The organism is Labrenzia sp. PO1, from assembly GCF_012273635.1.
Taxonomy (GTDB): domain Bacteria; phylum Pseudomonadota; class Alphaproteobacteria; order Rhizobiales; family Stappiaceae; genus Roseibium; species Roseibium algicola.
The window spans coordinates 126,808-148,196 of record NZ_JAAXCR010000001.1; the positions used below are offsets into that span (position 1 = coordinate 126,808).

General features: G+C 59.1%; 19 protein-coding genes. 13 read left to right on the forward strand and 6 right to left on the reverse strand.

The window, feature by feature from the left end; genetic code table 11:
* Positions 1-104 precede the first annotated feature (104 nt).
* The 3 genes from dctP (at position 105) to HCG46_RS00660 (ending at position 4,001) form a co-directional block, all read left to right on the forward strand.
* Positions 105-1,211: a TRAP transporter substrate-binding protein DctP gene (dctP, locus tag HCG46_RS00650; protein ID WP_023000978.1), complete on the forward strand. Its 1,107-nt coding sequence runs from the start codon at positions 105-107 to the stop codon at positions 1,209-1,211.
* 96 nt (positions 1,212-1,307) lie between these two features.
* On the forward strand, positions 1,308-2,642 hold the full coding sequence (locus HCG46_RS00655; RefSeq protein ID WP_168684072.1) for a TRAP transporter small permease subunit: 1,335 nt from the start codon (positions 1,308-1,310) through the stop codon (positions 2,640-2,642).
* A 3-nt stretch (positions 2,643-2,645) separates the two neighbouring features.
* Complete coding sequence (locus HCG46_RS00660) at positions 2,646-4,001, forward strand: TRAP transporter large permease subunit (protein WP_023000976.1); 1,356 nt, start codon at positions 2,646-2,648, stop codon at positions 3,999-4,001.
* A 108-nt stretch (positions 4,002-4,109) separates the two neighbouring features.
* Here the strand turns inward: HCG46_RS00660 and HCG46_RS00665 are convergent, their stop codons facing one another.
* Entirely contained in the window at positions 4,110-4,865 is a 756-nt protein-coding gene (locus HCG46_RS00665; protein WP_168684074.1) for an outer membrane beta-barrel protein, read from the reverse strand.
* A 180-nt stretch (positions 4,866-5,045) separates the two neighbouring features.
* Here HCG46_RS00665 and HCG46_RS00670 point away from each other — a divergent pair, with 180 nt between their 5' ends.
* Positions 5,046-5,627, forward strand: a complete 582-nt coding sequence (locus tag HCG46_RS00670; protein ID WP_023000974.1) for a hypothetical protein — start codon at positions 5,046-5,048, stop codon at positions 5,625-5,627.
* A 346-nt stretch (positions 5,628-5,973) separates the two neighbouring features.
* Positions 5,974-6,195: a helix-turn-helix transcriptional regulator gene (locus HCG46_RS00675; RefSeq protein WP_023000973.1), complete on the forward strand. Its 222-nt coding sequence runs from the start codon at positions 5,974-5,976 to the stop codon at positions 6,193-6,195.
* Here the strand turns inward: HCG46_RS00675 and HCG46_RS00680 are convergent.
* Positions 6,192-6,578: a YkvA family protein gene (locus tag HCG46_RS00680; RefSeq protein WP_055654947.1), complete on the reverse strand. Its 387-nt coding sequence runs from the start codon at positions 6,576-6,578 to the stop codon at positions 6,192-6,194. The two genes, HCG46_RS00675 and HCG46_RS00680, sit on opposite strands and share 4 nt — an antisense overlap.
* Before the next feature lie 202 nt (positions 6,579-6,780).
* On the opposite strand from HCG46_RS00680, the gene HCG46_RS00685 reads away from it, so the two are divergent.
* Positions 6,781-7,050 (forward strand): hypothetical protein, encoded by a 270-nt coding sequence (locus tag HCG46_RS00685; protein ID WP_077292599.1) that lies wholly within the window; start codon positions 6,781-6,783, stop codon positions 7,048-7,050.
* 18 nt (positions 7,051-7,068) lie between these two features.
* Here HCG46_RS00685 and scpA read toward each other — a convergent pair whose 3' ends face one another.
* A complete protein-coding gene (gene scpA, locus HCG46_RS00690) occupies positions 7,069-9,234 on the reverse strand; it encodes a methylmalonyl-CoA mutase (RefSeq protein WP_075282405.1) in 2,166 nt (721 codons plus the stop codon).
* On the reverse strand, positions 9,231-11,243 hold the full coding sequence (locus HCG46_RS00695) for a methylmalonyl-CoA mutase subunit beta (RefSeq protein ID WP_168684076.1): 2,013 nt from the start codon (positions 11,241-11,243) through the stop codon (positions 9,231-9,233). The genes scpA and HCG46_RS00695 overlap by 4 nt, the downstream gene beginning before the upstream one ends.
* Positions 11,244-11,752: 509 nt before the next feature.
* Between HCG46_RS00695 and HCG46_RS28485 the strand changes: the two genes are divergently transcribed.
* Entirely contained in the window at positions 11,753-12,454 is a 702-nt protein-coding gene (locus HCG46_RS28485; protein ID WP_006939443.1) for a helix-turn-helix domain-containing protein, read from the forward strand.
* 213 nt (positions 12,455-12,667) lie between these two features.
* Here HCG46_RS28485 and HCG46_RS00705 read toward each other — a convergent pair whose 3' ends face one another.
* Both HCG46_RS00705 and HCG46_RS00710 read right to left on the reverse strand, forming a co-directional pair.
* Entirely contained in the window at positions 12,668-13,075 is a 408-nt protein-coding gene (locus HCG46_RS00705; protein WP_023000968.1) for a DUF4332 domain-containing protein, read from the reverse strand.
* 44 nt (positions 13,076-13,119) lie between these two features.
* Positions 13,120-13,512: a DUF2780 domain-containing protein gene (locus tag HCG46_RS00710; RefSeq protein WP_055656631.1), complete on the reverse strand. Its 393-nt coding sequence runs from the start codon at positions 13,510-13,512 to the stop codon at positions 13,120-13,122.
* A gap of 220 nt (positions 13,513-13,732) precedes the next feature.
* On the opposite strand from HCG46_RS00710, the gene HCG46_RS00715 reads away from it, so the two are divergent.
* From HCG46_RS00715 to HCG46_RS00740, 6 genes are all read left to right on the forward strand, one after another.
* Positions 13,733-15,292 carry a helicase HerA-like domain-containing protein gene (locus HCG46_RS00715; RefSeq protein ID WP_023000966.1) on the forward strand — a complete coding sequence of 520 codons (1,560 nt, stop codon included), beginning with the start codon at positions 13,733-13,735 and terminating at the stop codon, positions 15,290-15,292.
* An 8-nt stretch (positions 15,293-15,300) separates the two neighbouring features.
* Positions 15,301-16,248, forward strand: a complete 948-nt coding sequence (locus tag HCG46_RS00720; RefSeq protein WP_168684078.1) for a cation transporter — start codon at positions 15,301-15,303, stop codon at positions 16,246-16,248.
* A gap of 132 nt (positions 16,249-16,380) precedes the next feature.
* Positions 16,381-18,273, forward strand: coding sequence for a mechanosensitive ion channel family protein (locus tag HCG46_RS00725; protein ID WP_209009250.1), 1,893 nt, complete (start codon positions 16,381-16,383; stop codon positions 18,271-18,273).
* 149 nt (positions 18,274-18,422) lie between these two features.
* Positions 18,423-19,811: a dipeptidase gene (locus HCG46_RS00730; protein WP_168684082.1), complete on the forward strand. Its 1,389-nt coding sequence runs from the start codon at positions 18,423-18,425 to the stop codon at positions 19,809-19,811.
* 103 nt (positions 19,812-19,914) lie between these two features.
* Entirely contained in the window at positions 19,915-20,496 is a 582-nt protein-coding gene (locus HCG46_RS00735) for a TIGR00730 family Rossman fold protein (protein ID WP_023000962.1), read from the forward strand.
* A 164-nt stretch (positions 20,497-20,660) separates the two neighbouring features.
* A complete protein-coding gene (locus HCG46_RS00740; protein ID WP_023000961.1) occupies positions 20,661-21,251 on the forward strand; it encodes a DUF1131 family protein in 591 nt (196 codons plus the stop codon).
* The last annotated feature ends 138 nt before the right edge of the window (positions 21,252-21,389 follow it).

The following is a 21,389-nucleotide window of genomic DNA, read 5'->3' on the forward strand; positions in this document are numbered from 1 at the left end:
CTTAAGAACACAAACAGCTGGTTTGTCTCCGCGAAGAAGAAGGGGCGTTGAAACACTCCCCGCGCGAGCGCTCATTTGCTCCCAGACCTATTTGGGAGGATACCATGAAACAACTTACGACACGCAGGCAGGCCCTGCGGACGCTCGCAGGTGCCGGCACGGTCGGAGCAGCGACACTCGCTGCGCCGCATATCGCTTCGGCACAAGGCCAGACGACGACCTGGAAAATCCAGACGTCCTGGCCAGGCGGTGCCGGTTTGCAGATCTTCAAGGACTGGTGCGCAACCATTGCCGAAAAGACAGGCGGGGAGCTCGCCTTCCAGCCATTCGGCGCCAACGACGTCGTGGGCGATTTCCAGCTGTTCGACGCCGTCAAGAATGGCGTTCTGGACGCGGTCAACCCGTTCACGATCTATGCGCAGGGCATCATCCCCGCGGCCACCTTCCTGACGAGTTATCCGCTCGGTATGCGCAACCCGCACGAATGGGACGTGTTCTACTATTCCCTTGGCGGTCTCGAAATCGCCCGTGAACTCTACGCCGCACAGAACATGATGTTTGTCGGACCGGTGCATCACGGCCCCAACATCATCCACTCCAAGGTGCCGATCCGCTCCATCGATGACTTCCGCGGCCGCAAGATGCGTCTGCCCGGCGGCATGGTCGCCGAAGTCTTCACCGAGATCGGCGCGGAAACGACGGTGCTTCCGGGATCGGAAATTTTCCCCGCACTTGAAAAAGGCACCATCGACGTCGCCGATTATGTCGGTCCGGCGGTCAACTATGCCCTCGGCTTCAGCCAGGTCACCAAATACATCTCCATGGGCCCTCCGGGTTTCATGTCGCTGTATCAGCCGGTCGACCTTATGGACATCACCGTCGGCATGGATGCCTGGAATGCGCTCAGCCCGCAGATGCAGCAGTTCGTCGAGATGGAAACACACGTCTATTCCGACATGCACCATGCAGCCATCCAGAAGGCAGACCAGGAAGCCTGGGCGAAGTTCGAGGCCGACGGCACCGAAATCACCCGGCTCAGCCAGGACGATGTCGAACTGATGACCGAAGTCGCCGTTCCGATCTGGTTCAACTATGCGAACCGGGACAAGGACAGCGCGCGCCTCTTCAAGATTCAGCTCGACTACATGATGTCCGGTTCACTCGGCTACGTCACGCCGGAGCAGGTCGAAGGCCTCGAACTCGACCTCTGATCCCAGACGACGTCTCGGGAAACGGACCCGCGCGGCCAGCCGCGCGGGTCCTGTTCAACTCAACAGGGGCTTGTTTCCCCTGGGGAAGGGAGAGGCATGCCTCATCTGGACTTTACCCTGCCGCATTGGGCCTATTGGCTGGGGCTGATCATCTTTCCGCTGATCGCCGCTGCCCTTGCCAAGCGGCCGAAGCCGACTGAACGGCGCTACTCGCTGGTGCTCGGCTATTTCATTCTTGTCACCGGCGGCATCCTGGGCCTGCATCGGCTTTACCTGAAAAGCCTGATCGGGCTGGTCTATATCCCGGTGTTCGTGCTGATCCTTTACGCCAACGCACAAAGTCAGGATGCGCGCGCGGTGGTCTCGGACATGGCCAACGCAGTGCGACAGGCCGAGCGGACGCTCGAGCGCGAAGGCGAAAGAGTGAAGACCGCAGAGGCCGATCTTCCTGCCTTGCGCCAAAAGCTCGCCGAGGCGGAAGCGCAGGCCGAAGAAGGCAGCTTTGCCAAGCGCCGCGCGGAACGGGATGTCCAGCGCGCCGAACAACGTGTCGAACAGGGCAAGACCCGGGTTGCGGAGGCCGAGGCAACTCTGGAGACCGCCCGCCCGGCTGCCGTAACAGCTCGCGAAACCCTCGATTTCTGGGGCAATGTTTCCAAGTACGCCTTCTGGCTCCTGCTTGCAGGTGTGGCGGTCGACGCACTCCTCCTGCCCCGACTGGTTTCCAAAGCAAACGAAAACCTGCCACCGGACCCGGAACTCAGCGAGGCGGAAAAGAAGCTCAAGGAGCTTGAAGAAGCCGAGCGCAAGGACGATGCGGATCACGTCTCTTCCGGCTGGACCGGCTGGATTGACCGGCTCTCGCTCTACTGTGGCGAGTTTGTCAGCTACTGGGCGGTGATCGCCGTTCTTGTCTACTACTTCGAGGTCATGAGCCGCTACGTCTTCGGCAGCCCGACCAACTGGGCTCACGAGGCGATGTACCTCATGTTCGGCATGCAGTACCTGATCGCTGGGTCCTACGCCATGCTGACGGAATCCCATGTACGGGTCGATGTCTTCTATGCGCCGCTCTCGCCGCGCCGCAAGGCAATTGTCGATCTATTGACATCCGTCTTCTTCTTCATCTTCGCCGGCACCCTGCTGGTGACTTCGTGGATCTTCGCGTTCGATGCCATCGCGGTTCCCTCCGGCAACTCGCTGGTATCTGACTGGGCACGCGGTGAAATCGGCTTCAGCGATGTCGTTGCAAGCTGGAACCTGGCCCAATGGACCGATCCGAACATCCGCTGGGGCGAAATCAGCTTCAACGAATGGGAAGTGCCGCTCTGGCCAATGAAGTGGGTCATGGTGCTCGGCGGGTTGCTGCTGGTGCTCCAGGGAATTTCCAAATTCGCGCAGGACATCCGCGCAGTGATGGGCAGGGCTTGATCGATGGGACTTGAAATCGGAATCGAGTGGCTGACACTCATCATGTTCGGCTCGCTGCTGGTCCTCTTGATGGCAGGGCTGCCGCTGGCCTTCGTTACGGGAGGGCTCGCCTGTGTGTTCCTGTTCGTCCTGGGTGACGAGCGGGCGCTCAACATCGTGCCGTCGCGCATCTTTCCGCTGATGACCAACTACCAGCTATCGGCAATCCCGCTGTTCATATTCATGGCATCGATGCTGGAACGGGCCGGCATCATCAACGACATGTTCGATGTCATCTACAAGGTGCTTGGCGGCGTGAAGGGCGGCCTGGCGGCTGCCACCATCATCGCCTCCACCGTACTGGCGGCCATGGTGGGTGTCATCGGGGCGGCGGTTGTCACGATGGGCATCATCGCCCTGCCCGCCATGCTGAAGCGAAACTACGATCCGAAGATCGCCATGGGCTCGATCATGGCCGGCGGAACGCTTGGCATCCTGATCCCGCCGTCGATCCTGGCAATCATCTACGCCGTCGTGGCCGAACAGTCCGTTGGTGAGCTCTTCATCGGCGCGGTCATTCCCGGCCTGCTGCTGTCCGGGCTCTACATCCTTTATGTGATCGTCAGCTGCATGATCGACCCCAGAAAAGGCCCGCCGATCCCGGAGGAAGAACGTATTCCGTTCAAGGAAAAGGTCCGGCTGCTGTCGAACATGTCCGCTCCGATCGCGCTGATCGTGATCGTGCTGGGCGTGATCTTCACCGGCGTCGCAACTCCGGTGGAAGCAGCCGGCATCGGCACCTTCGGCGCCATAGTCGTGGCCGCCATCCACCGCAATCTCGATTGGCAGACACTGCGCGAAGCCTCGCTGACCACCTTGAAGGCTTCGGCCATGGTGATCTGGATCATGTTCGGCGCGACCATCTTCGTTGGTCTTTATGTACTGGAAGGCGGTCAGCAGTTCGTGCAAGGCGCGCTGGAAGCCACCGGCCTCGGCCCCTGGGGCATTCTGATCATCATGCAGATCGTGCTTGTCGTCCTGGGCATGTTCCTGGACTGGGTCGGCATCCTGCTCCTGTGCGTGCCGATCTTCGTGCCGATCATCAAGGCGCTCGGAGCGGCCTCCTTCGGGCTCGACAGCCCGGACGATCTGGTGCTGTGGTTCGGTGTTCTCTATCTGGTGAACATGCAGATGAGCTTCCTGTCACCACCGTTCGGTTACGCACTCTTCTACCTGCGAGGCGTCGCTCCGGCGGACATTCCGATGACAGACATCTTCAAGTCTGCCCTGCCCTTCCTGGCGCTGCAGGTGCTTGGACTGGCATTGTGCATGCTGTTCCCCGGACTGATCACCTGGTTGCCGAACCTGGTCTACGGCTAGCAGAGCCCACAAAGACAAAGGGAAACGGCTGCGCTCAGTGGGAAAAGCGCAGCCGTTCCACGCTGCCGGACAAATGTGCCCGACAGGGTTGGCTTGTCAGGAGACAGATCAGAACGAACGGGAGAGCCCGATCATGAGCCGATGGTTACCGGCCGTCCGATCTACCTTCGCACCGCCATATCCGGCCTTCTCGTCCAGGATCCCGGTCATCGAGTAGTCGGCCCTGAGATGCCACGCATCCGTTACCGCAACCTCGACACCCCCGCCGATCACCGGACCAATCGAAACGGAGTTTCTCTCCGTCCCGTTCGCCTTGAGGCTGTGTTCTGTCGCAGCAATACCGAGGCTGAGATAAGGCATGACGTTGTTGATCGGCACGCCGACCCGGGCCTTGGCATTGATCGTCCACTTGGATCCTGTCTCGATGGTGCCCAGCGTTGGATGGTTGCCTTTTTCACGGCCGCCGAGATAGGCCGCACCGCCTTCGACACCCAGGACGAAGCGGGAGACTTCCCAGTTGTAGCCGCCGAAAAGACCGAACGCTGCGTCGACCCGTGAAAAATCCTTCGATCGACCGCCTGATTTGACGTCTGTCACGGTCTGCGAAACACCTGCTTCAAAGCCGAGATAAGGCCCAGCCCAGAGCGACTGCGGCGCTTGCGAATAGACAGGAGCGTCAAAAGTCTCCAGATCGGCAGCACTCGCCCCAACGACAAGCACACCAAGAACGGCGCACAGAACCAGCGGCTCCAACAGCCAGTGGCTCCGCAGAACACGCCTGATCACACCGGGGCGTTGCCTGGAGCGACCGCGCCCGATGGCCGGCGGCGCACGAAAAACATAATTGGCAAAGGAACTTACCATCAGTGATCTCACTTCATGTATGACAATCTCATCGCCTCACAAATTCAAAAAATTAATGTAAAACGATAATTTAAAAATTGATTGCAATAATTTTTTTGTCAATAGCAATGTTTTTGAATTTGTGTTTTCCCGACAGATGAACTAGATACGATGCCGCAATGACACGATGCGGAGTAACCGATGAGCGAACTTGAATGGGCGGAACGGGAGAAGCGGCTGACGCGGATCCGGCGTGTATCCGCGTTCATGAAATGGGCCGTCACCATCATCCTGTTGATCCTGCTGGGTCTGGGCGTGGTCGTCACGATCGGTATCGCCCTGCCGAACGAGTTGATGATCGGTGCGCAAGAAACATTTGATGTCGCCGATACCGAACGCATGCTGGGTGACATTCCGCAGGTGCAGCGCATCGGAATATCCATACTGGCAGCCATTGCCTTCAGTCTGCTGCTGGCGGTGGGCTGGAACATCCGTCAGGTCTTCAAGCGGTTTCAGAAGATGGAGTTCTTCTCGCCGAAGACGCTTGCAAACGTGTTTTCCTTCGGCATCTGGCTTATCGTGTTCGCGGTCTTCGACCTGATCAGCGATCCGATCGGCTCGGTCCTCCTGACCTATGACTTTCCCCCGGGCCAGCGCACCGTCGACATCAGTCTGGACGGTGGCGAGATCTTCTTTCTCGTCCTTGGTGCCTTGATGCTGCTGTTCGGCTGGATCCTTCGCGAGGCTGCCCTGATTGCAGACGAGAACCAGCAGTTCATTTGAGGTGGACCATGGAGCGTTGCGAATGCTGAACATCAATGGCGTTGCCTGCCCCCGGCAACTCGGCCTCATGCACGGTGGCACCGAGGTGGGCAGATGTCTTCAGCCCCCGCACCTTCTCTCAGCCTTTGCAAGCAACAAGGCTCCCGGTCATCCACGGCCAGTCGCGTTTGCGCGCCGGAAGCTTTCACAAGAACAAAGGATTGTTGACGCCGTGGCTGATGGCAGTGAAATATCAGGCATGATTCTCGGGACACTCATGCCTTGCTCATCTCTCTCTTGCGTAAGGCCGTCCAGCTCGCAGAAGAAAATCGAAAAATAAGCAAGCGACAGCGCCGGGGGTCCCTTCATGCCCATCATCATTGAACTGGACGTAATGCTCGCCCGCAGGAAGATGCGGTCCAAGGAGCTTGCCGAACGCATTGGCATCACCGAGCAGAATGTTTCGCTGCTCAAGTCCGGAAAAGTGAAGGGTGTCCGTTTCGAGACCCTGGAAAAGATCTGCGACGTGCTCGACTGCCAACCCGGCGACATTCTGATTTACGAGCCCGAAAAAACTCCGGAAGATTAGACAGAAACACGCCGCCAGAACCACAAAAGTGCAGCCAACGCCGCACCGATCCAGATCAGTAGAACCAGGATTGCCGCCATTTTGCTGGCAGGCAGCTTTTCCGATCTCCTGTCAGCTTCCACCCGGCAGTCCTCCATCACCTGCGGTGGAATGAGCTTCACCACCAGGTAGATGCCGAGCGGCACGAGAAGCAGATCGTCGAGATATCCGATCACCGGAATGAAATCCGGAATCAGGTCAATGGGTGACAGAGCATAGGCTGCGGTTGCGATGGCCAGGGCCTTCGCATACCAGGGAACCCTCGGATCCCTTCCAGCCAGATAAAGGGCATGGAGATCTCGCTTGATGCGCTTTGCCCAGGTCTTGATGGTGTCCTTCAGCATGTCAGCCCGCGTGAATTGGAAACAGTCCCTGCGACACGGCACGCCCTGGGTGGTGTCGGTCGGAAGGTCATCGGACCCGAAACACCTTCCAGTCCTGCGCAAGCTACGCTGCCTAGAACATCCTCCGTAATTTCAACAGGTCCGACGGAGCGAGCGGTCTCTAGCCATGACGCGATCAAATTCCCCCCTTGAAGGCAGGCCGGTGCCTGCAACAAGAGCGCGGCTGCGATCAGGCAAGCTGCTCAATCTGGACAGCACGCACCTGAGCGAATGCACGCTTTACGACCTTGAGAACGGCGACATCGGCATCGTCGTTCAGGACCCGGACCTGCCGGTGCCGGATCGGGTGCTGATCGATGACGACAAGGAACTGACCCGGGTCTTTACGGAAATCCGTTGGCGCATGGGTCCTTACCTCTTCGGCATGTACCTGGAACCACCGGTCCCGGTGAGCAAGTTCCAGGATACCTGACGACTGCCGACACGGGCCTTATTCAGCTGCTTCAGCGGAGCCATATCCCAATTGCTCGTTGAGTTTGCCGATCAAACCGATGGCCGCTTCCGCAATCACGGTTCCCGGTGGGAAGATCGCCGCTGCCCCGGACTTGTAGAGTTCGTCATAATCCTGTGGAGGCACGACACCGCCAACGACGATCATGATGTCTTCCCGGCCTTCTTCCGCCAGTGCCCGCCTCAGAGCCGGCACCAGTGTCAGATGGCCCGCCGCCAGCGATGACACGCCGACCACGTGAACATCGTTTTCGACCGCCTGGCGAGCAGCTTCTTCCGGGGTCTGGAACAAGGGCCCGATATCAACGTCGAAACCGAGATCGGCGAACGCCGAAGCAATCACCTTCTGACCGCGGTCGTGTCCGTCCTGCCCCATCTTGGCGACCAGGATACGCGGTCGACGGCCATCGTTGTCTTCAAAGGCTTCCACCAGCTTCTGGACTTTCTCGATGGTTCCGGACATGGCTCCGGCCTCCCGTTTGTAGACACCGGCAATCGACTTGATCTCGGCCTTGTGCCGGTCGAACACCTTCTCCATTGCCAGAGAGATTTCACCCACGGTTGCCTTGGCCCGTGCGGCCTTGACCGAAAGGTCCAGCAGATTGCCGTCACCGGATGCGGCACATTCGGTCAACGCTTCCAGGGCGGCCTGGGTCTCGGCCTCGTTGCGCTCTTCACGCAGGCGCTTGAGCTTGTCGATCTGGGCGGCGCGCACCTGGGCGTTGTCGACCTTCAGAACGTCGATCGCCTGTTCGCTTTCCGGCTTGAACTTGTTGACGCCGACCACGGTTTGCGCACCGCTGTCGATGCGCGCCTGTGTCTTGGCGGCTGCTTCCTCGATCCGCAGCTTCGGAATGCCCTTCTCGATAGCCTTCGCCATGCCGCCAAGCTCTTCCACTTCGCGGATGTGCGCCATGGCCTTCTCGGCAAGGTCTGCCGTCAGCTTCTCGACGTAATAGGAACCGCCCCAGGGATCGATCACCTGCGTCGTGCCGCTTTCCTGCTGCAGAAACAGCTGCGTGTTGCGGGCGATACGTGCTGAGAAATCGGTCGGCAGAGCCAGCGCCTCGTCCAGCGCATTCGTGTGCAGCGACTGCGTATGCCCCTGCGTTGCCGCCATGGCTTCCACACAGGTTCTAATGACGTTGTTGAAGACGTCCTGTGCCGTCAGCGACCAGCCAGAGGTCTGCGAATGGGTGCGCAGCGACAGGGATTTCGGGTTTTTCGGCTGGAAGTTTTCTTCCATCAGGGTCGCCCAGATCAGGCGCGCGGCACGCAGCTTGGCAACTTCCATGAAGAAGTTCATGCCGATCGCCCAGAAGAAGGACAGCCGCGGTGCGAACTGGTCGATGTCCATGCCGGCGGCGACACCGGCGCGGGCATATTCGATGCCGTCGGCAATCGTATAGGCCAGCTCCAAATCCGCCGTCGCCCCCGCTTCCTGCATGTGGTAGCCGGAAATGGAGATCGAATTGAAGCGCGGCATGTTCTGGGACGTGTATTTGAAGATGTCCGAGATGATCCGCATGGAGTGCTTGGGCGGATAGATATAGGTGTTGCGGACCATGAACTCCTTCAGAATATCGTTCTGAATGGTGCCTGAAAGGTCCTTCTGGGCAACGCCCTGCTCTTCCGCCGCCACGATGTAAAGCGCCAGCACCGGCAGCACTGCGCCGTTCATGGTCATGGAGACGCTCATCTTGTCCAGCGGAATGCCGGAAAAGAGCGTACGCATGTCATAGATGGAATCGATCGCCACCCCTGCCATGCCGACATCACCCGAAACACGCGGATGATCGCTGTCGTAGCCGCGGTGCGTGGCAAGGTCGAAGGCCACCGAAAGGCCCTTCTGACCGGCCGCAAGGTTACGCCGGTAAAAGGCGTTTGAATCTTCGGCCGTTGAGAACCCGGCATACTGGCGCACTGTCCAGGGCTGCTGGACATACATCGTCGGGTAAGGACCGCGCAGAAACGGCGGCAGGCCCGGCCAGGTATCCAGATGTTTCAGTCCCTCAAGATCCTGCGCCCCATAAACAGGCGGCACAACGATGTCTTCCGGCGTTTGCCAGCTCTCCTGCGAGCCGGCGTCCGCAGCCTTCACGATTTTCCGGAACGGCTTGTCAGCGAAATTCGGGATCCTGCTCATGATTGGACCTCCAGATCTTTCGGCTGGCCCCCTTGTTGGGTCTCCAGCCGGTCAAATGCATCCTTCAACAGTGCAAGCAGATCGCATCCGGCAAAGACAAAAGCGTCCACACCGGCTTTGCGATAGGCATCTTCCCGGCCTCCAGGGCGCCCTGCAAGGTAGAGGTAATCCACCCCTGCCGTTTTCAGGGCTTGAGCTGCCTCTTCCGCCTGCGCCTCGTAAACATCGTCCGTGGACACGAGACAGGCGAGCATCGCCCCGCTTTGCCGGAAGGCCTCAATGAGATCTTCAAGAGAACCATAGACAGCCGGTCCGACGGGTTTCAACCCGCCCGCCGCAAAGGCGTTTGCCGTCCAGGTGGCTCTCGCCGAGAACTGGGCCAGACTGCCGAGAGACGCCAGGAATACCGCTGGCGTTGTCGACGCGGCCTGCTCGAAGGCTTCTGACCTGCTACGAAGCTGCTCGAAGGGCTCCGCTATCCGGGCCGTTTCCAGCTTCGGAAGGGAATAGTCGCGCGGCAGAAGGTCAAGCCGCATGCCCAGCTCGCTCAGGGGCACTCCCTGAAGGGCAAGCTTGCGCAGGGTCGCAAAGCGCTCGCCGTCTCCCGGTTCCGGCAGGTCCTCACGCGGTGCGCTCACGCCTGCGAGATCTTCCTTGCTCGACTTCAGCCCCGCAACAGGCTTTTCAGCAAGGTCCGGGAACTCGCTTACGCCGGTGATCGGACGCTTTCTTGTGGCGATGTTCTTGGCAAGACCGGCCCTGGCAGCCCCGATACGATCATGCACGAGGCCCGTGCGCACCGCCTCGAACAGGCCACCGGCCGCCTCGATTTCCTGGAAGAGGCTCCAGGCAGCCTCGCAAACTGTATCCGTCCGGTCTTCAATGGCGCCAGAGCCGGCGGCCGGATCGGTCACCTTCGCAAGGTTGCTTTCTTCCAGAAGGATAGACTGCGTATTGCGCGCCAGCCTGCGGGCAAAGCCGTCGGGCAAACCGACAGCCAGCGTATGCGGCAGGACACAGACACTGTCTGCACCACCGACACCGGCTGCAAAGGTTGCCACCGTGTTGCGCAGAAGATTGACCCAGGGATCCCGGCGAGTCAGCATTCTGTAGGAAGTCGACATATGCAACGGCAGGGCCGCTTGCGGCAGTCCTGCACCGTCCAGTACCGACGCCCAGAGCGAGCGGATCGCGCGGGCCTTGGCAATGGTTCCTATCTGGTCGGCTTCCGCGATCAGGCTGAACGAAATTCTGTCAGCCCATTGTTCGGGCGCCAGTCTCGTGCCTTCCAGCAAGCGCATGTGAGCTGTGGCGGAAGCCAGAACAAGCGCAAGCTCCTGCGCAGGCGTTGCCCCCGCTTCGTGCCATATGCGGCCATCGGCCTTCATTACCCGTGCCGGGCTGCCAAAATCATGCGCTGCGACCACAAGATCGCGGAAATGCCTGTAGGCGTTTTCCATGTCGGCAAGTGCAACACCATTGACTGCCACCCAGCCATAGGGATCGATCCCCGCCGTCAGGCGAACGCTTGCCGGATCGATCTTGCGCTTTTCGAGCAATGCCAGAATGGAGGCGAAAATCTCGACATTTTCCCGTCCCGCCTCAAAGCGCAGGTCTATCAGATCCAGTTCGACGTCTTTCAGGAGGCGGTCGACACCGGATAGATCGTCTACCCGGATGCCATTGCCGTATGATGCAGCAGCACCGCGGAAAACCAGGTCAAGGCCGCTCGCGCCACCCTGCAGATCTTCCAGAATTTGTGCGTTTGCGGCAGCAGGATCGGGAATGTCGACCCGCTGGACCACGGACCAGTCGCCTGCGGCAGCCCGAAGGGCGCGCGCCGGACTGTCTGTCCTGCGCTCATAAAGCGGCGCGATATCCAGTCCATCTTCGGTTTTCCCGTAAAGCTTCTGCCGGGCACTCCCCTTCAGGGCCTTGTCGACGGCAGCCCACCAGGCCTCCGCGTCGGCAGAATAAAAACTTTCAGGTCCAGTAAAGCTGTTCGGCATCGCACGTACTCCCTGGCCCCGTTTTAGTCCCTGGGCCCGAAGCTTGGCAACTCAGCAGAATGGGTAAGGATTTGAAGTTCACAAGGTCTCGGACAGTTGAATCAGGTGAAACCGGGAGCCAGTTCCGACTTGCGATTCGCTCGTAGAATTAATTAGACGCGCAAAATAAAAATTTATCTACAAATTGCGTTTTTCGACTTACACTTACGAAGACGTTAAACACTTCTCAGAAAGACAATTTGGCCTCTTCTAGGCGCCAACTTGTCAATTTTTTGGCGGAATAAGCTAAATTTGCCAGTTTTCCCTATTGGTACGATCATCAATTGTATTGTAGCGTATAGGTGCTGACGCATGGGAAATTCTACCCTCATAAGAAATGCGCGGCGTCCGGATCCGACACTTACCTGAATAGGTTTGGCGGGAACGGGTTTCACCCATCAGCGGATGTTCCGGCTCGCGTACGGACATCCGCAAAGACGCGGCCACCCAAGCCGCAAAGGATGTGCACAATGCTTGATCAAACGGAATTGAAGAGCAAGCTGAGAGCAATCTCGGAAGCAAATGCCGCCCATCATGTTCTCGATATTTTGGAATCGAACCTTCGCCGCATGGGGGCGACGCATATCCTCATTACCGGCCTGCCGATGCCGAACCGCCCGATCGACAACCTCGTTCAACGGTTCCGGTGGCCCGATCAACGCAATGACGGAATTGAAAGCACTTCGCTTTCTGCAAATGACAGCGCCTTGATGCTTGGCCTCGGCTCCAACCGGGCTCGCGTCTGGACAATCTCCGCCGGTGACATGGAACATTCCGACCTTCTGGCGTCAGCCGGGGAAGGAAGTCAGGTTCTCGTGATACCAGTGACGGAACTCTATCCTTTCCAGGCATTCGTGTTCGCAAGCGGCCCTGCTCTTCAGGTCAACAAATACGATCTTTCCAACCTGGAAGCACTTGCAGCTGCCGCCTTCTCGCGCCTGCGCGAACTTGGCGTGATTTCCGGACAGCGACCGGGCGCATTGTCGACCCGTGAGCGCAAGGTTCTGGAACTGACGGCCTATGGCAAGACAGCCGGCGAAATTGCAGACGTGCTCGACATCTCCCAGCGGACTGTCCACGCTCACCTGCAGAATGCCAGTGTCAAGCTGAACGCTTCCAACAAGACCCACACCGTGGTCGAAGCGCTTCGTTACGGCCAGATCAGCGTGTAACGCTGCTTCTGCAGCCAACAGCTTCCAGGGGCTAACAATAGGCGCACTTCGGTGCGCCTTTTTTGTTTTGGCGCGGATGCAAAACAACATGGGTCAGATGAGACCACGCCAGGCACGCACGCCGGGCAACAACGTCAAAATGCCAATCACCAAAAGGAAAAGGCGCGCTTTCCGCACGCCTTTTTTGACATTTCATTTTTCGGCTTGCCGACCTCAGTAGGTCATCATCGGCGGCAATTCCTTGGCCTGATCGACCCATTTGGTGACCTGGCTTTCACTCGGGACCTGGCGAACAAGCTTCTTGGCTTCGTTCACTTCCTGCATCTTCTCCGCAAGGTTGGCGGCATTGCGATGCTTCAGTTCCTTCACCGTGTCGACGCCGGCAGCTTCCAGGAGTTCGGAATATTCCTCACCAACGCCGCTGATGCGCATCAGATCCGCCATGTTGGCCCATTTCAGGATCCGCTTGCCGTCGATGCCGGTTTCTTCTTCCAGCGCCTTGCGACCTTTCGGGTCCTTCGCACGCTCCAGATAAGCTTCCGTTGTCTTGATGCCGACTTCACCCAGCTTTGCAGCATAGGTTGGGCCGATACCTTCGATTTCATCGATGGAATAAGACATGCGCTCAGAACTCCCTAATCAACCGGCAACCGAACCTGGGACAGTCAGACGATCTGGCTCAGTCCCGGAATTTGTGAAACCACTTCATTCACAACATCGTCCCCTGCTTTTTCCTTAGCATAGGAGACGAGTTCTTTGACAACACTTTGCACGCCATCCATGTCGAGGCCCGCATTTGTCAATTCATTGAGCGCCGCCATAGCCCCCATGCCGCCGCCCATCATGCTTCCAAGACCGCTCAAAAACCCGCCGCCGGAACCGGCCTCCGCACGCGCATCGACAAGATCCTTCGCTCCAGGCAAAGCGTCGAAGATGAGCTGCATCTTGTCTTCCGGACCTTCCTTGTTCAAGAAGCCCAGAATGATGCCGATGGCGTTCTTGGCGACATCTTCCTCGATGCCTGCTGCCGCCATGATCCGCTGGATGAGCTCGTCCATGAAAATCTCCTGATCAAATGACTGACGCCCTGTCATCCGGCGCCCGTTTGGCTTCTCTATACAAGTCTCGAGGTGCCCACGTCGATGGGCAATGTCTTTTCTGCTCGACTATGCCGCATGCAGCCCGCACGCTCGTCCAATGCCGCCCGGCAACAGAATGTTTCAATCTGGCAGCGAAAGGCTCTAGGCTGCGGCAAGATGCAGGGATTCGGGGGTAATCGTGACGGTAAAAGACAGTATTTTCATCGGTGCCAGCACCAGGGAAGAAACCCTCACGCTCAAGCTCGCAAACCGCCACGGCTTGATTGCCGGAGCAACAGGCACCGGCAAGACCGTTTCACTCCAGATCCTTGCCGAAGGCTTTTCCAAGGCCGGTGTTCCCGTGTTCTGCGCCGATATCAAGGGCGACCTGTCCGGACTTGCAACCGCGGGTGTTTCCAAGGACTTTCTTGAAAAACGTGCCAGCGATGTCGGGATCGCCGACGAATACACCTACGAAGCGTTCCCCGCGGTGTTCTGGGACCTGCTCGGCGAGCAAGGCCATCCGATCCGCACCACCGTTTCCGAGATCGGGCCCCTGCTCCTCGCCCGACTGCTGGAACTCAACGATACGCAGGAAGGTGTACTGAACGTCCTGTTCGAGCTGGCCGACGATGAAGGCCTGCTGCTGCTGGATCTGAAAGACCTCAGGGCAATGCTTGCCCACGTGGCAGAACGTGCCTCCGAGCTTTCCACGATCTACGGCAACGTTTCCAAGGCGTCCGTCGGGGCCATTCAGCGTAGGCTTCTGGTGCTGGAGCGCCAGGGCGGAGAACACTTCTTCGGAGAACCGGCCCTCGACATCCGTGACTTCATCCGCACCGCACCGGACGGCCGGGGCGTCGTCAACATCCTCGCTGCGGACAAGCTCATGTCCGCCCCCCGGCTCTATGGCGTCTTCCTGCTCTGGATGCTGTCTGAACTCTTTGAGGAACTGCCCGAAGTCGGTGATCCGGAAAAGCCGAAGCTGGTGTTCTTCTTCGACGAAGCCCATCTTCTGTTTTCCGATGCTCCCAAAGCACTTATCGAGAAGGTGGAACAGGTAGTCCGGCTGATACGTTCCAAGGGTGTCGGCGTCTATTTTGTTACTCAGAACCCGCTGGACGTACCGGAGACCGTGCTTTCCCAGCTCGGCAACCGCATTCAGCACGCCCTGCGCGCGTTCACGCCGCGCGACCAGAAGGCTGTCAGGGCCGCTGCGGAAACGTTCCGTCCCAACCCGGATCTCAACACCGAACGGGTCATCACGGAACTCGGTGTCGGCGAAGCACTGGTCTCGACCCTGGAAGGCAAAGGCATTCCGTCCGTCGTTCAGCGCACGCTGATCCGTCCGCCCTGTTCGCGGCTGGGTCCCGTCACTCAGGCCGAACGACGGGCCTTGATCCAGTCCAGCCCCGTTTTCGGCACTTATGAGCGCACCCGCGACCGGACGTCGGCTTACGAAGTCCTGATGGGGCGCGCGCAGGAAGCGCAGAGACAGGAACAGCGGCGTCAGGAAAAGGAAGACAGCTACGCCAGGAAACATGGCGAGCCACGGCGCTCGCGATCCGGTTTTCAGCTGCCCGACTTCGGACGCGATGACAGGCCGCGTCAGGAAAGCCGGGAACGGCGCAGCAACCGCCGTGGCCAGCGTGACACGGCCCTGGAAGCCGGGCTCAAGTCCGCAGCCAGAAGTCTCGGCTCCTCGCTCGGCCGTGCGCTGGTTCGGGGCCTGCTCGGTTCGCTGAAGAGAGGCAACTAGACAAAGCGATGCCGGCAACCGCGGCCCAAAATCTGGAGACCGAGCGCAAGGCGCTTGTCATCGGCAAATGGGCCAACCTGTTCATGGCCGTTGCTGGCCTTCTGACCGCCTGGGTATCCCGGTCCGACGCCATGCTGGTGGACGGTCTGTATTCGGCGGTCAACTTCATCTCCGCCATTGCGGCCGCTCGTATCGGGGCAAGGGTTGGCCTGCCACCAACACGCTCCAGACCCTGGGGACACGATTTCGACGAGGTGCTCTATGTCACCTTCCGGAGCCTCATCCTCATTGGCGTGCTGGTCTTCGCAGCCTTTGTCTCCATCTCGAAAATCTGGACCTTCTTTTCCGGAGGCGTTGTCCCGGAACTGGTGTTTGGTCCGATCGCGGTCTACGCAGTCGTCATCGTCAGCATCTGCCTTGGCCTTGCATTCAACTTTCACCGTGCCTACCGGAAAACCGGCAAGCGCAGCGCCATCCTGAAGACCGAAGCCCGCGCCGCCCTGATCGACGGCGCGCTCAGCGTCGGATCGGGAGCAGCCCTTCTGTCGCTGCCCTATCTGGAAGATACGGTTCTCGGACCATTTGTCCCGATCGGTGATGCCGTCATCGTTCTGGTGTTGATCCTGGCGATCATCTGGCAGCCGCTTTCGACCTTCCGCACGACGCTGGCAGACCTTGCCGGCGTCAGCGCCCCCAGCAGCACCTATGCCAAGGTCGCCCGGACCGCCCGGGACCTTGCCCGCGAAAAAGGCTATCGCCTGCATCGGGCAGCTGTCCTTCAGGCAGGGCGCATGCACTGGGTGGCCGTCTATCTCGACCCCGAAAAACCCGTTCGCGCCGAAGACATAGACACGTTCCGCGACATTCTCTCCGCCCGGCTGGAAGATGTCATCGGGCCTGCAAGGGTGGAAATTGTCCTCACCGCAAGCGATTACACCAATCCGGTTCAGGAGTGATGCGCCCCCCGTTTTCCCCTGAGTAACAGGATAGTTACCCCTTCCCGTTAAGGCTGCAATCGAAACAACGGCAGACGGGGCAACATGCGTTACCGAGAAAACCGGCCACAACCGCAATACAAAGCTGAGTGCTTGCAACAGCGCCTCTTCGGTTCGGCCCTGCAATTGCTTTTCCTGCTGTCCCTGGTTGCTGTTCTCCTGACCGGCGCGCCGATGGCCGGTGCACAGGAGCCCGGCGCAGCCCCCACCAGTACGGAAGAGCGGGCAGGATCACTGGATCAAAATCGGGTGGCACGCGCCCGGGAGTACCTGCGCGACAACCCGATTTCTCCACCCGACACGTCCAGTCCGCGTGCGACACTGGAAAGCTTCGTCTACATCATGAACGAAGTGAACACGCTCTGGATGTCGGTTCGGGACAGTTATGATGACAGCAACCGGTTGTTCCTGTCGGACAGCGAAGAGGAAAAACTGGTTCTGGTACGTGCGCTTCTTTCAAAAGCCGCGCAGACTTTCGACCTCAGCGGCATTCCCGTGACTTCCCGGGAAAATGCCAGCGTCGAGATTGCACTGCAGCTTCAGGAGATCCTGGACCGTATCCCGGCGCCGCTTTTCGAAGACATTCCCGGCTCGCCTGCAGGCAGCTCGCGAAAGGTCGGCAACGCGGCGGATTTGCCTGACCATTGGACCATTCCCGGCACCAGCATCAACCTGCTGCGCCAGGATGAAGGGGAACTGCGCGGACAGTACCTGTTTTCCAGGTCCTCCGTTGAGCGCATTCCTGAAGACTATGCAGTTGTACGGGTTCTGCCCATCACCGCGGATCGCGGGGAAGACCTCTTTGAATACTACACCTACACCCCCGGCAACCTGATTGCACCGCTCTGGTATGACGTCATTGAAGCCGGGCCTGACCTGCTTCAGTATCATTTTGCCGACCAGGCGTATTGGCAGTGGCTGGCACTTGGAGGACTTCTCGTCTTCTACGCGGTTGTGTTCGGATATTACGTTCGCTGGCGCAGGTGGCGTGCGGTCTCCGTGAACGAAGGTACCCGCATCGTCCACGCGATCCTCAATCCGGTTGTCGTGATCCTTGCCGCAAGTCTCTTCCGCTATGTGTGCGAAGATCAGATCAACATCACAGGCATGCCTTTGGTGGCAGTCGGCACGACAACGACAGCCATTATCTGGTCTGCGACCGCCTGGATGGTCTATCAGCTTCTGCAACTGTTCTACGTCTGGTTTTCCAGCAGTGCCGGGGCTGCAAGAGACGGACTTGACGTCAGCCTTCTGCGCACCGGTTTCCGGGTTTTCTCCCTTGCCATCGCGCTGATCGTGCTCGGGTATGGCGCAACTCAGATCGGCATTCCGATCTACGGTGTCATCGCCGGTCTCGGCGTGGGCGGTCTTGCAATTGCCCTTGCCGCCCAGCCGACAATCGAAAACCTGATCGGCGGTATCATTCTCTATGCTGACCGGATGGTGCGCGTCGGCGAGTTCTGCCAGTTCGACGATCTGGCGGGCACCGTGGAATCCATCGGCATCCGTTCAACCCGTATCAGGGCGCTCGACCGAACACTCATTACCGTTGCCAATGCCGATCTCGCCAAACGAAAGATCATCAACTACAGCTATCGCGACCAGTTTCACTTCCGACACAAGCTCAAACTGCGGTATGAGACGAGCCCGGCATCGCTGAAGCGCGTTCTGGCAGCGATCCACGACTATCTCCTCGCCCACGAAAAGGTAATCGAAGATCCGCTTCGCGTGCGTCTGATCGGTTTTGACGATTACGCTGTCACGGTCGACGTCTATGCCTATGTGCAGGCAACCACCGTCGCAGCGTTTCAGGAAATCCAGGAAGAACTGCTCTTCGGCATAAGGGAGATCGTCGAGGCCAACGGATCTGAAATCGCCTATCCCTCCTCGACCGTCTATCTGTCGCAAGACAAGGGTCTGCAGGACGAACAGACGGCCGGTGACGCAGCACCTGCCACCGGCGAGAAAGAGATCCAGGCCGCCTGATGGATCGGCGGCCGGCGCTTTGCGGGCCGTCTTCTGCTTCCTGAATAAGCAATTGCGCTACGCGCGCCGATATGGCCTGTTAGGGCCTTCTCACATTGCCCGAGTCCATCGGGCCTGCTCCTATCTGTTCAAAAATTCAAGGATCCGTCATGAGTTCCATCGACAAGGTCTTGGCGCGCATCGATGCCAATCTCGACAACAGCCTCGACCGACTGTTCGACCTCCTCAAGATCAAGAGCATTTCCACCGACCCGGCTTTCAAGGCTCCGTGCCGTGAGGCTGCTGAATGGCTGGCAAAAGAACTGAACGACATCGGCATTGAGGCATCGGTACGCGACACGACCGGCCATCCGATGGTTGTCGGTCACCGCAAGTCCGGCAAGCCGGGACCGCATGTCCTTTTCTACGGCCACTACGACGTTCAGCCGGTCGATCCGCTGAACCTGTGGAAGCGCGACCCGTTCGACCCGGCCATCGAGACAAAGCCGGACGGCAGCAAGATCATCGTTGCCCGCGGTTCCGCGGACGACAAGGGCCAGCTGATGACCTTCGTGGAAGCGGCCCGCGCCTACCTGGAAGAAACCGGCGATCTTCCGCTCGACGTGTCGATCCTGTTCGAAGGTGAGGAAGAATCTGGTTCGCCGTCGCTTCATCCGTTCCTTGAAGCCAACAAGGACGAATTGTCCTGCGACCTTGCGCTCGTGTGCGACACCGGCATGTGGGACGCTGAAACACCGGCAATCTCCATCATGCTGCGCGGCATGGTCGGCGACGAGATCATCGTCAAGGCTGCCAGCCGCGACCTGCATTCCGGCTCCTATGGTGGCTCGGCTCAAAACCCGAACCACATCGTCGCTTCGATCATTGCCGGCCTGCACGATGAGAACGGCAAGGTGACCCTGCCCGGTTTCTACGACGGCGTCATCGACATGCCGGAAGAAGTCACCAAGATGTGGGACGAGCTCGGTTTCTCGGTCGAGGAATTCCTCGGCGAGGTCGGCCTGAAATATCCGCGCGGTGAAAAGGACCGCATGCCGCTTGAACATCTCTGGACCCGCCCGACCGTTGAAGTGAACGGAATGTGGGGCGGTTACCAGGGTGCCGGTTCCAAGACCGTGATTCCGGCCGAAGCACATGCCAAGTTCACCTTCCGCCTTGTCGGCGATCAGGACCCGGACAAGGTCCAGGAAGCTTTCCGCGCCTACGTGCGCTCGAAGATCCCGGCAGACTGCACGGTGGATTTCATTGCCAAGGAAGGCAGCCCTGCCCTCAGGCTCGACTTTGCGATGCCTGCGCTGGAAAAGGGCAAGACAGCCCTCAAGGCGGAATGGGACAAGGATGCTGCGCTGATCGGAATGGGCGGTTCGATCCCGATCGTGGGTGATTTCAAGCGCATGCTGGGCATGGATTCGCTGCTGATCGGCTTTGGTCTGGAAGATGACCAGATCCATTCGCCGAACGAAAAATACAACCTGACCAGCTTCCACAAGGGCATCCGTTCCTGGGCCCGGGTTCTGGACGAGTTGGCCAAAGACTGACCTTGAAGATGACACGCGGGCCCACGGGCCCGCGTGTCATGGATCGAACACGATCAAAATTCCTGAGGGCAGAGCCTGCCACCTCAGCGACCGGAGAACAGACATGAAATCCATTTGCGTCTTTTGTGGCTCCAGCTACGGCGCTCTCGAGGCATATGCGGATATTGCACGCGAAACGGGACGCGCCATCGCCGAACAGGGCTACACGCTTGTCTATGGCGGCGCCAAGGTCGGCCTGATGGGCACCGTTGCCGACGCGGCACTTGAAGCCGGCGGCAAGGTGATTGGTGTGCTGCCGCGATCTCTTCAGGACAAGGAAATCGGCCACGAGGGTTTGAGCGAACTGCATCTCGTGGATTCGATGCATGAGCGCAAGGCGATGATGGCAGACTTGTCCGACGCCTTCATAGCCCTTCCGGGCGGCGTTGGTACGCTCGAAGAAATTTTCGAAGTCTGGACCTGGGGCCAGCTCGGTTATCACAAGAAGCCCTGCGGTTTCCTCAATGCCGAAGGCTATTACGATCACCTGATCGCCTTCCTAGATCACCAGACAGAGCAGGGTTTCACCAAACAGGTGATGCGCGACATGGCGCAGATCGCCAGTTCTCCGCTGGATATGATCCGCCAGTTCGAAAACTATACGCCCCCTTCCGCACCCAAATGGATCAACCGGGACGAGACCTGACAGGCACGCTGAAACGCAAGCCTTGATGCCCCTGCGGCAGTTGCCTGCAACTTTCGGGAACTGTCCACAGGGGGCATCGCTCTCTTTGCAAACAAGACGTTACTTGGTAAATCCCGTATCGCTTCTGCGCACTTCGGCGCAGCCCAATCAGCCCGAGTATCATCATGCGTCTAACTGCTATCGGTTTTGCCTGCCTTTTCGCACTTACGGGAGCGGCCTGCGCACCGACGGCGGATCTGGACGGCACATCCGGGCGCCTGGTGCGGACATCCAACATCACGCTGGTGCAAATCGCTGAAGATCATGTCGGCGGCATTACCGGTGAAACCCAATACGGCCAGAAAGCCATTGAGGCAGCCCTGCCCGGCTTCACCACCGAAGGCATTCAAACCGCCAACGAAAACTCCACCGAGTGGGCACTTGCAGCTTTCAACAGTGACGGCTTTCAGGTGTTGCAGGTGTTCAAGGGTCAGAACGGCAAGGTCCGCACCGTCCACGGTGTGACACACCACTTGCAGGGCCCGAACGGCGAACGGATCGGCATGACCTTTTCGGAAATCGGCTCCTCACGTGCCGATTGCCGTGTCGGCCAGAACCTGTGGCGCGGCATGGCAATCTGCCATTCCGATGGCCATCCGAACGTGGAACTGGTCTACGCGATCCCGGGCTACGACGGCCCGTTCGACCGCCTTCCGGCTGAAAACGACCTGTTCGATGCACAGCTACAGCGGATCCTCTGGACGCCGAAGAGCTGACGGTTACGCGGCCGGCCAGGTTCATTCCGACAGATCACCCCCAATTTCCCCCTCATCCTGAGGAAGCGCGAAAGCTCTGTCTCGAAGGATGGGCGGCACACTCTTGAGCAAGTGTCCCATCCTTCGAGACCCACCTGA

Bases quoted from the DNA above. Each gene is read 5' to 3' on its own strand.
- HCG46_RS28485 (WP_006939443.1), top strand. From the start codon at position 11,753: ATGCTTGATCAAACGGAATTGAAGAGCAAGCTGAGAGCAATCTCGGAA.
- HCG46_RS00655 (WP_168684072.1), top strand. From the start codon at position 1,308: ATGCCTCATCTGGACTTTACCCTGCCGCATTGGGCCTATTGGCTGGGG.
- HCG46_RS00675 (WP_023000973.1), top strand. From the start codon at position 5,974: ATGCCCATCATCATTGAACTGGACGTAATGCTCGCCCGCAGGAAGATG.
- HCG46_RS00695 (WP_168684076.1), bottom strand. From the start codon at position 11,243: ATGCCGAACAGCTTTACTGGACCTGAAAGTTTTTATTCTGCCGACGCG.
- HCG46_RS00665 (WP_168684074.1), bottom strand. From the start codon at position 4,865: ATGGTAAGTTCCTTTGCCAATTATGTTTTTCGTGCGCCGCCGGCCATC.
- scpA (WP_075282405.1), bottom strand. From the start codon at position 9,234: ATGAGCAGGATCCCGAATTTCGCTGACAAGCCGTTCCGGAAAATCGTG.
- HCG46_RS00670 (WP_023000974.1), top strand. From the start codon at position 5,046: ATGAGCGAACTTGAATGGGCGGAACGGGAGAAGCGGCTGACGCGGATC.
- HCG46_RS00705 (WP_023000968.1), bottom strand. From the start codon at position 13,075: ATGTCTTATTCCATCGATGAAATCGAAGGTATCGGCCCAACCTATGCT.
- HCG46_RS00680 (WP_055654947.1), bottom strand. From the start codon at position 6,578: ATGCTGAAGGACACCATCAAGACCTGGGCAAAGCGCATCAAGCGAGAT.
- HCG46_RS00735 (WP_023000962.1), top strand. From the start codon at position 19,915: ATGAAATCCATTTGCGTCTTTTGTGGCTCCAGCTACGGCGCTCTCGAG.
- dctP (WP_023000978.1), top strand. From the start codon at position 105: ATGAAACAACTTACGACACGCAGGCAGGCCCTGCGGACGCTCGCAGGT.
- HCG46_RS00660 (WP_023000976.1), top strand. From the start codon at position 2,646: ATGGGACTTGAAATCGGAATCGAGTGGCTGACACTCATCATGTTCGGC.
- HCG46_RS00720 (WP_168684078.1), top strand. From the start codon at position 15,301: ATGCCGGCAACCGCGGCCCAAAATCTGGAGACCGAGCGCAAGGCGCTT.
- HCG46_RS00710 (WP_055656631.1), bottom strand. From the start codon at position 13,512: ATGGACGAGCTCATCCAGCGGATCATGGCGGCAGCAGGCATCGAGGAA.
- HCG46_RS00730 (WP_168684082.1), top strand. From the start codon at position 18,423: ATGAGTTCCATCGACAAGGTCTTGGCGCGCATCGATGCCAATCTCGAC.
- HCG46_RS00740 (WP_023000961.1), top strand. From the start codon at position 20,661: ATGCGTCTAACTGCTATCGGTTTTGCCTGCCTTTTCGCACTTACGGGA.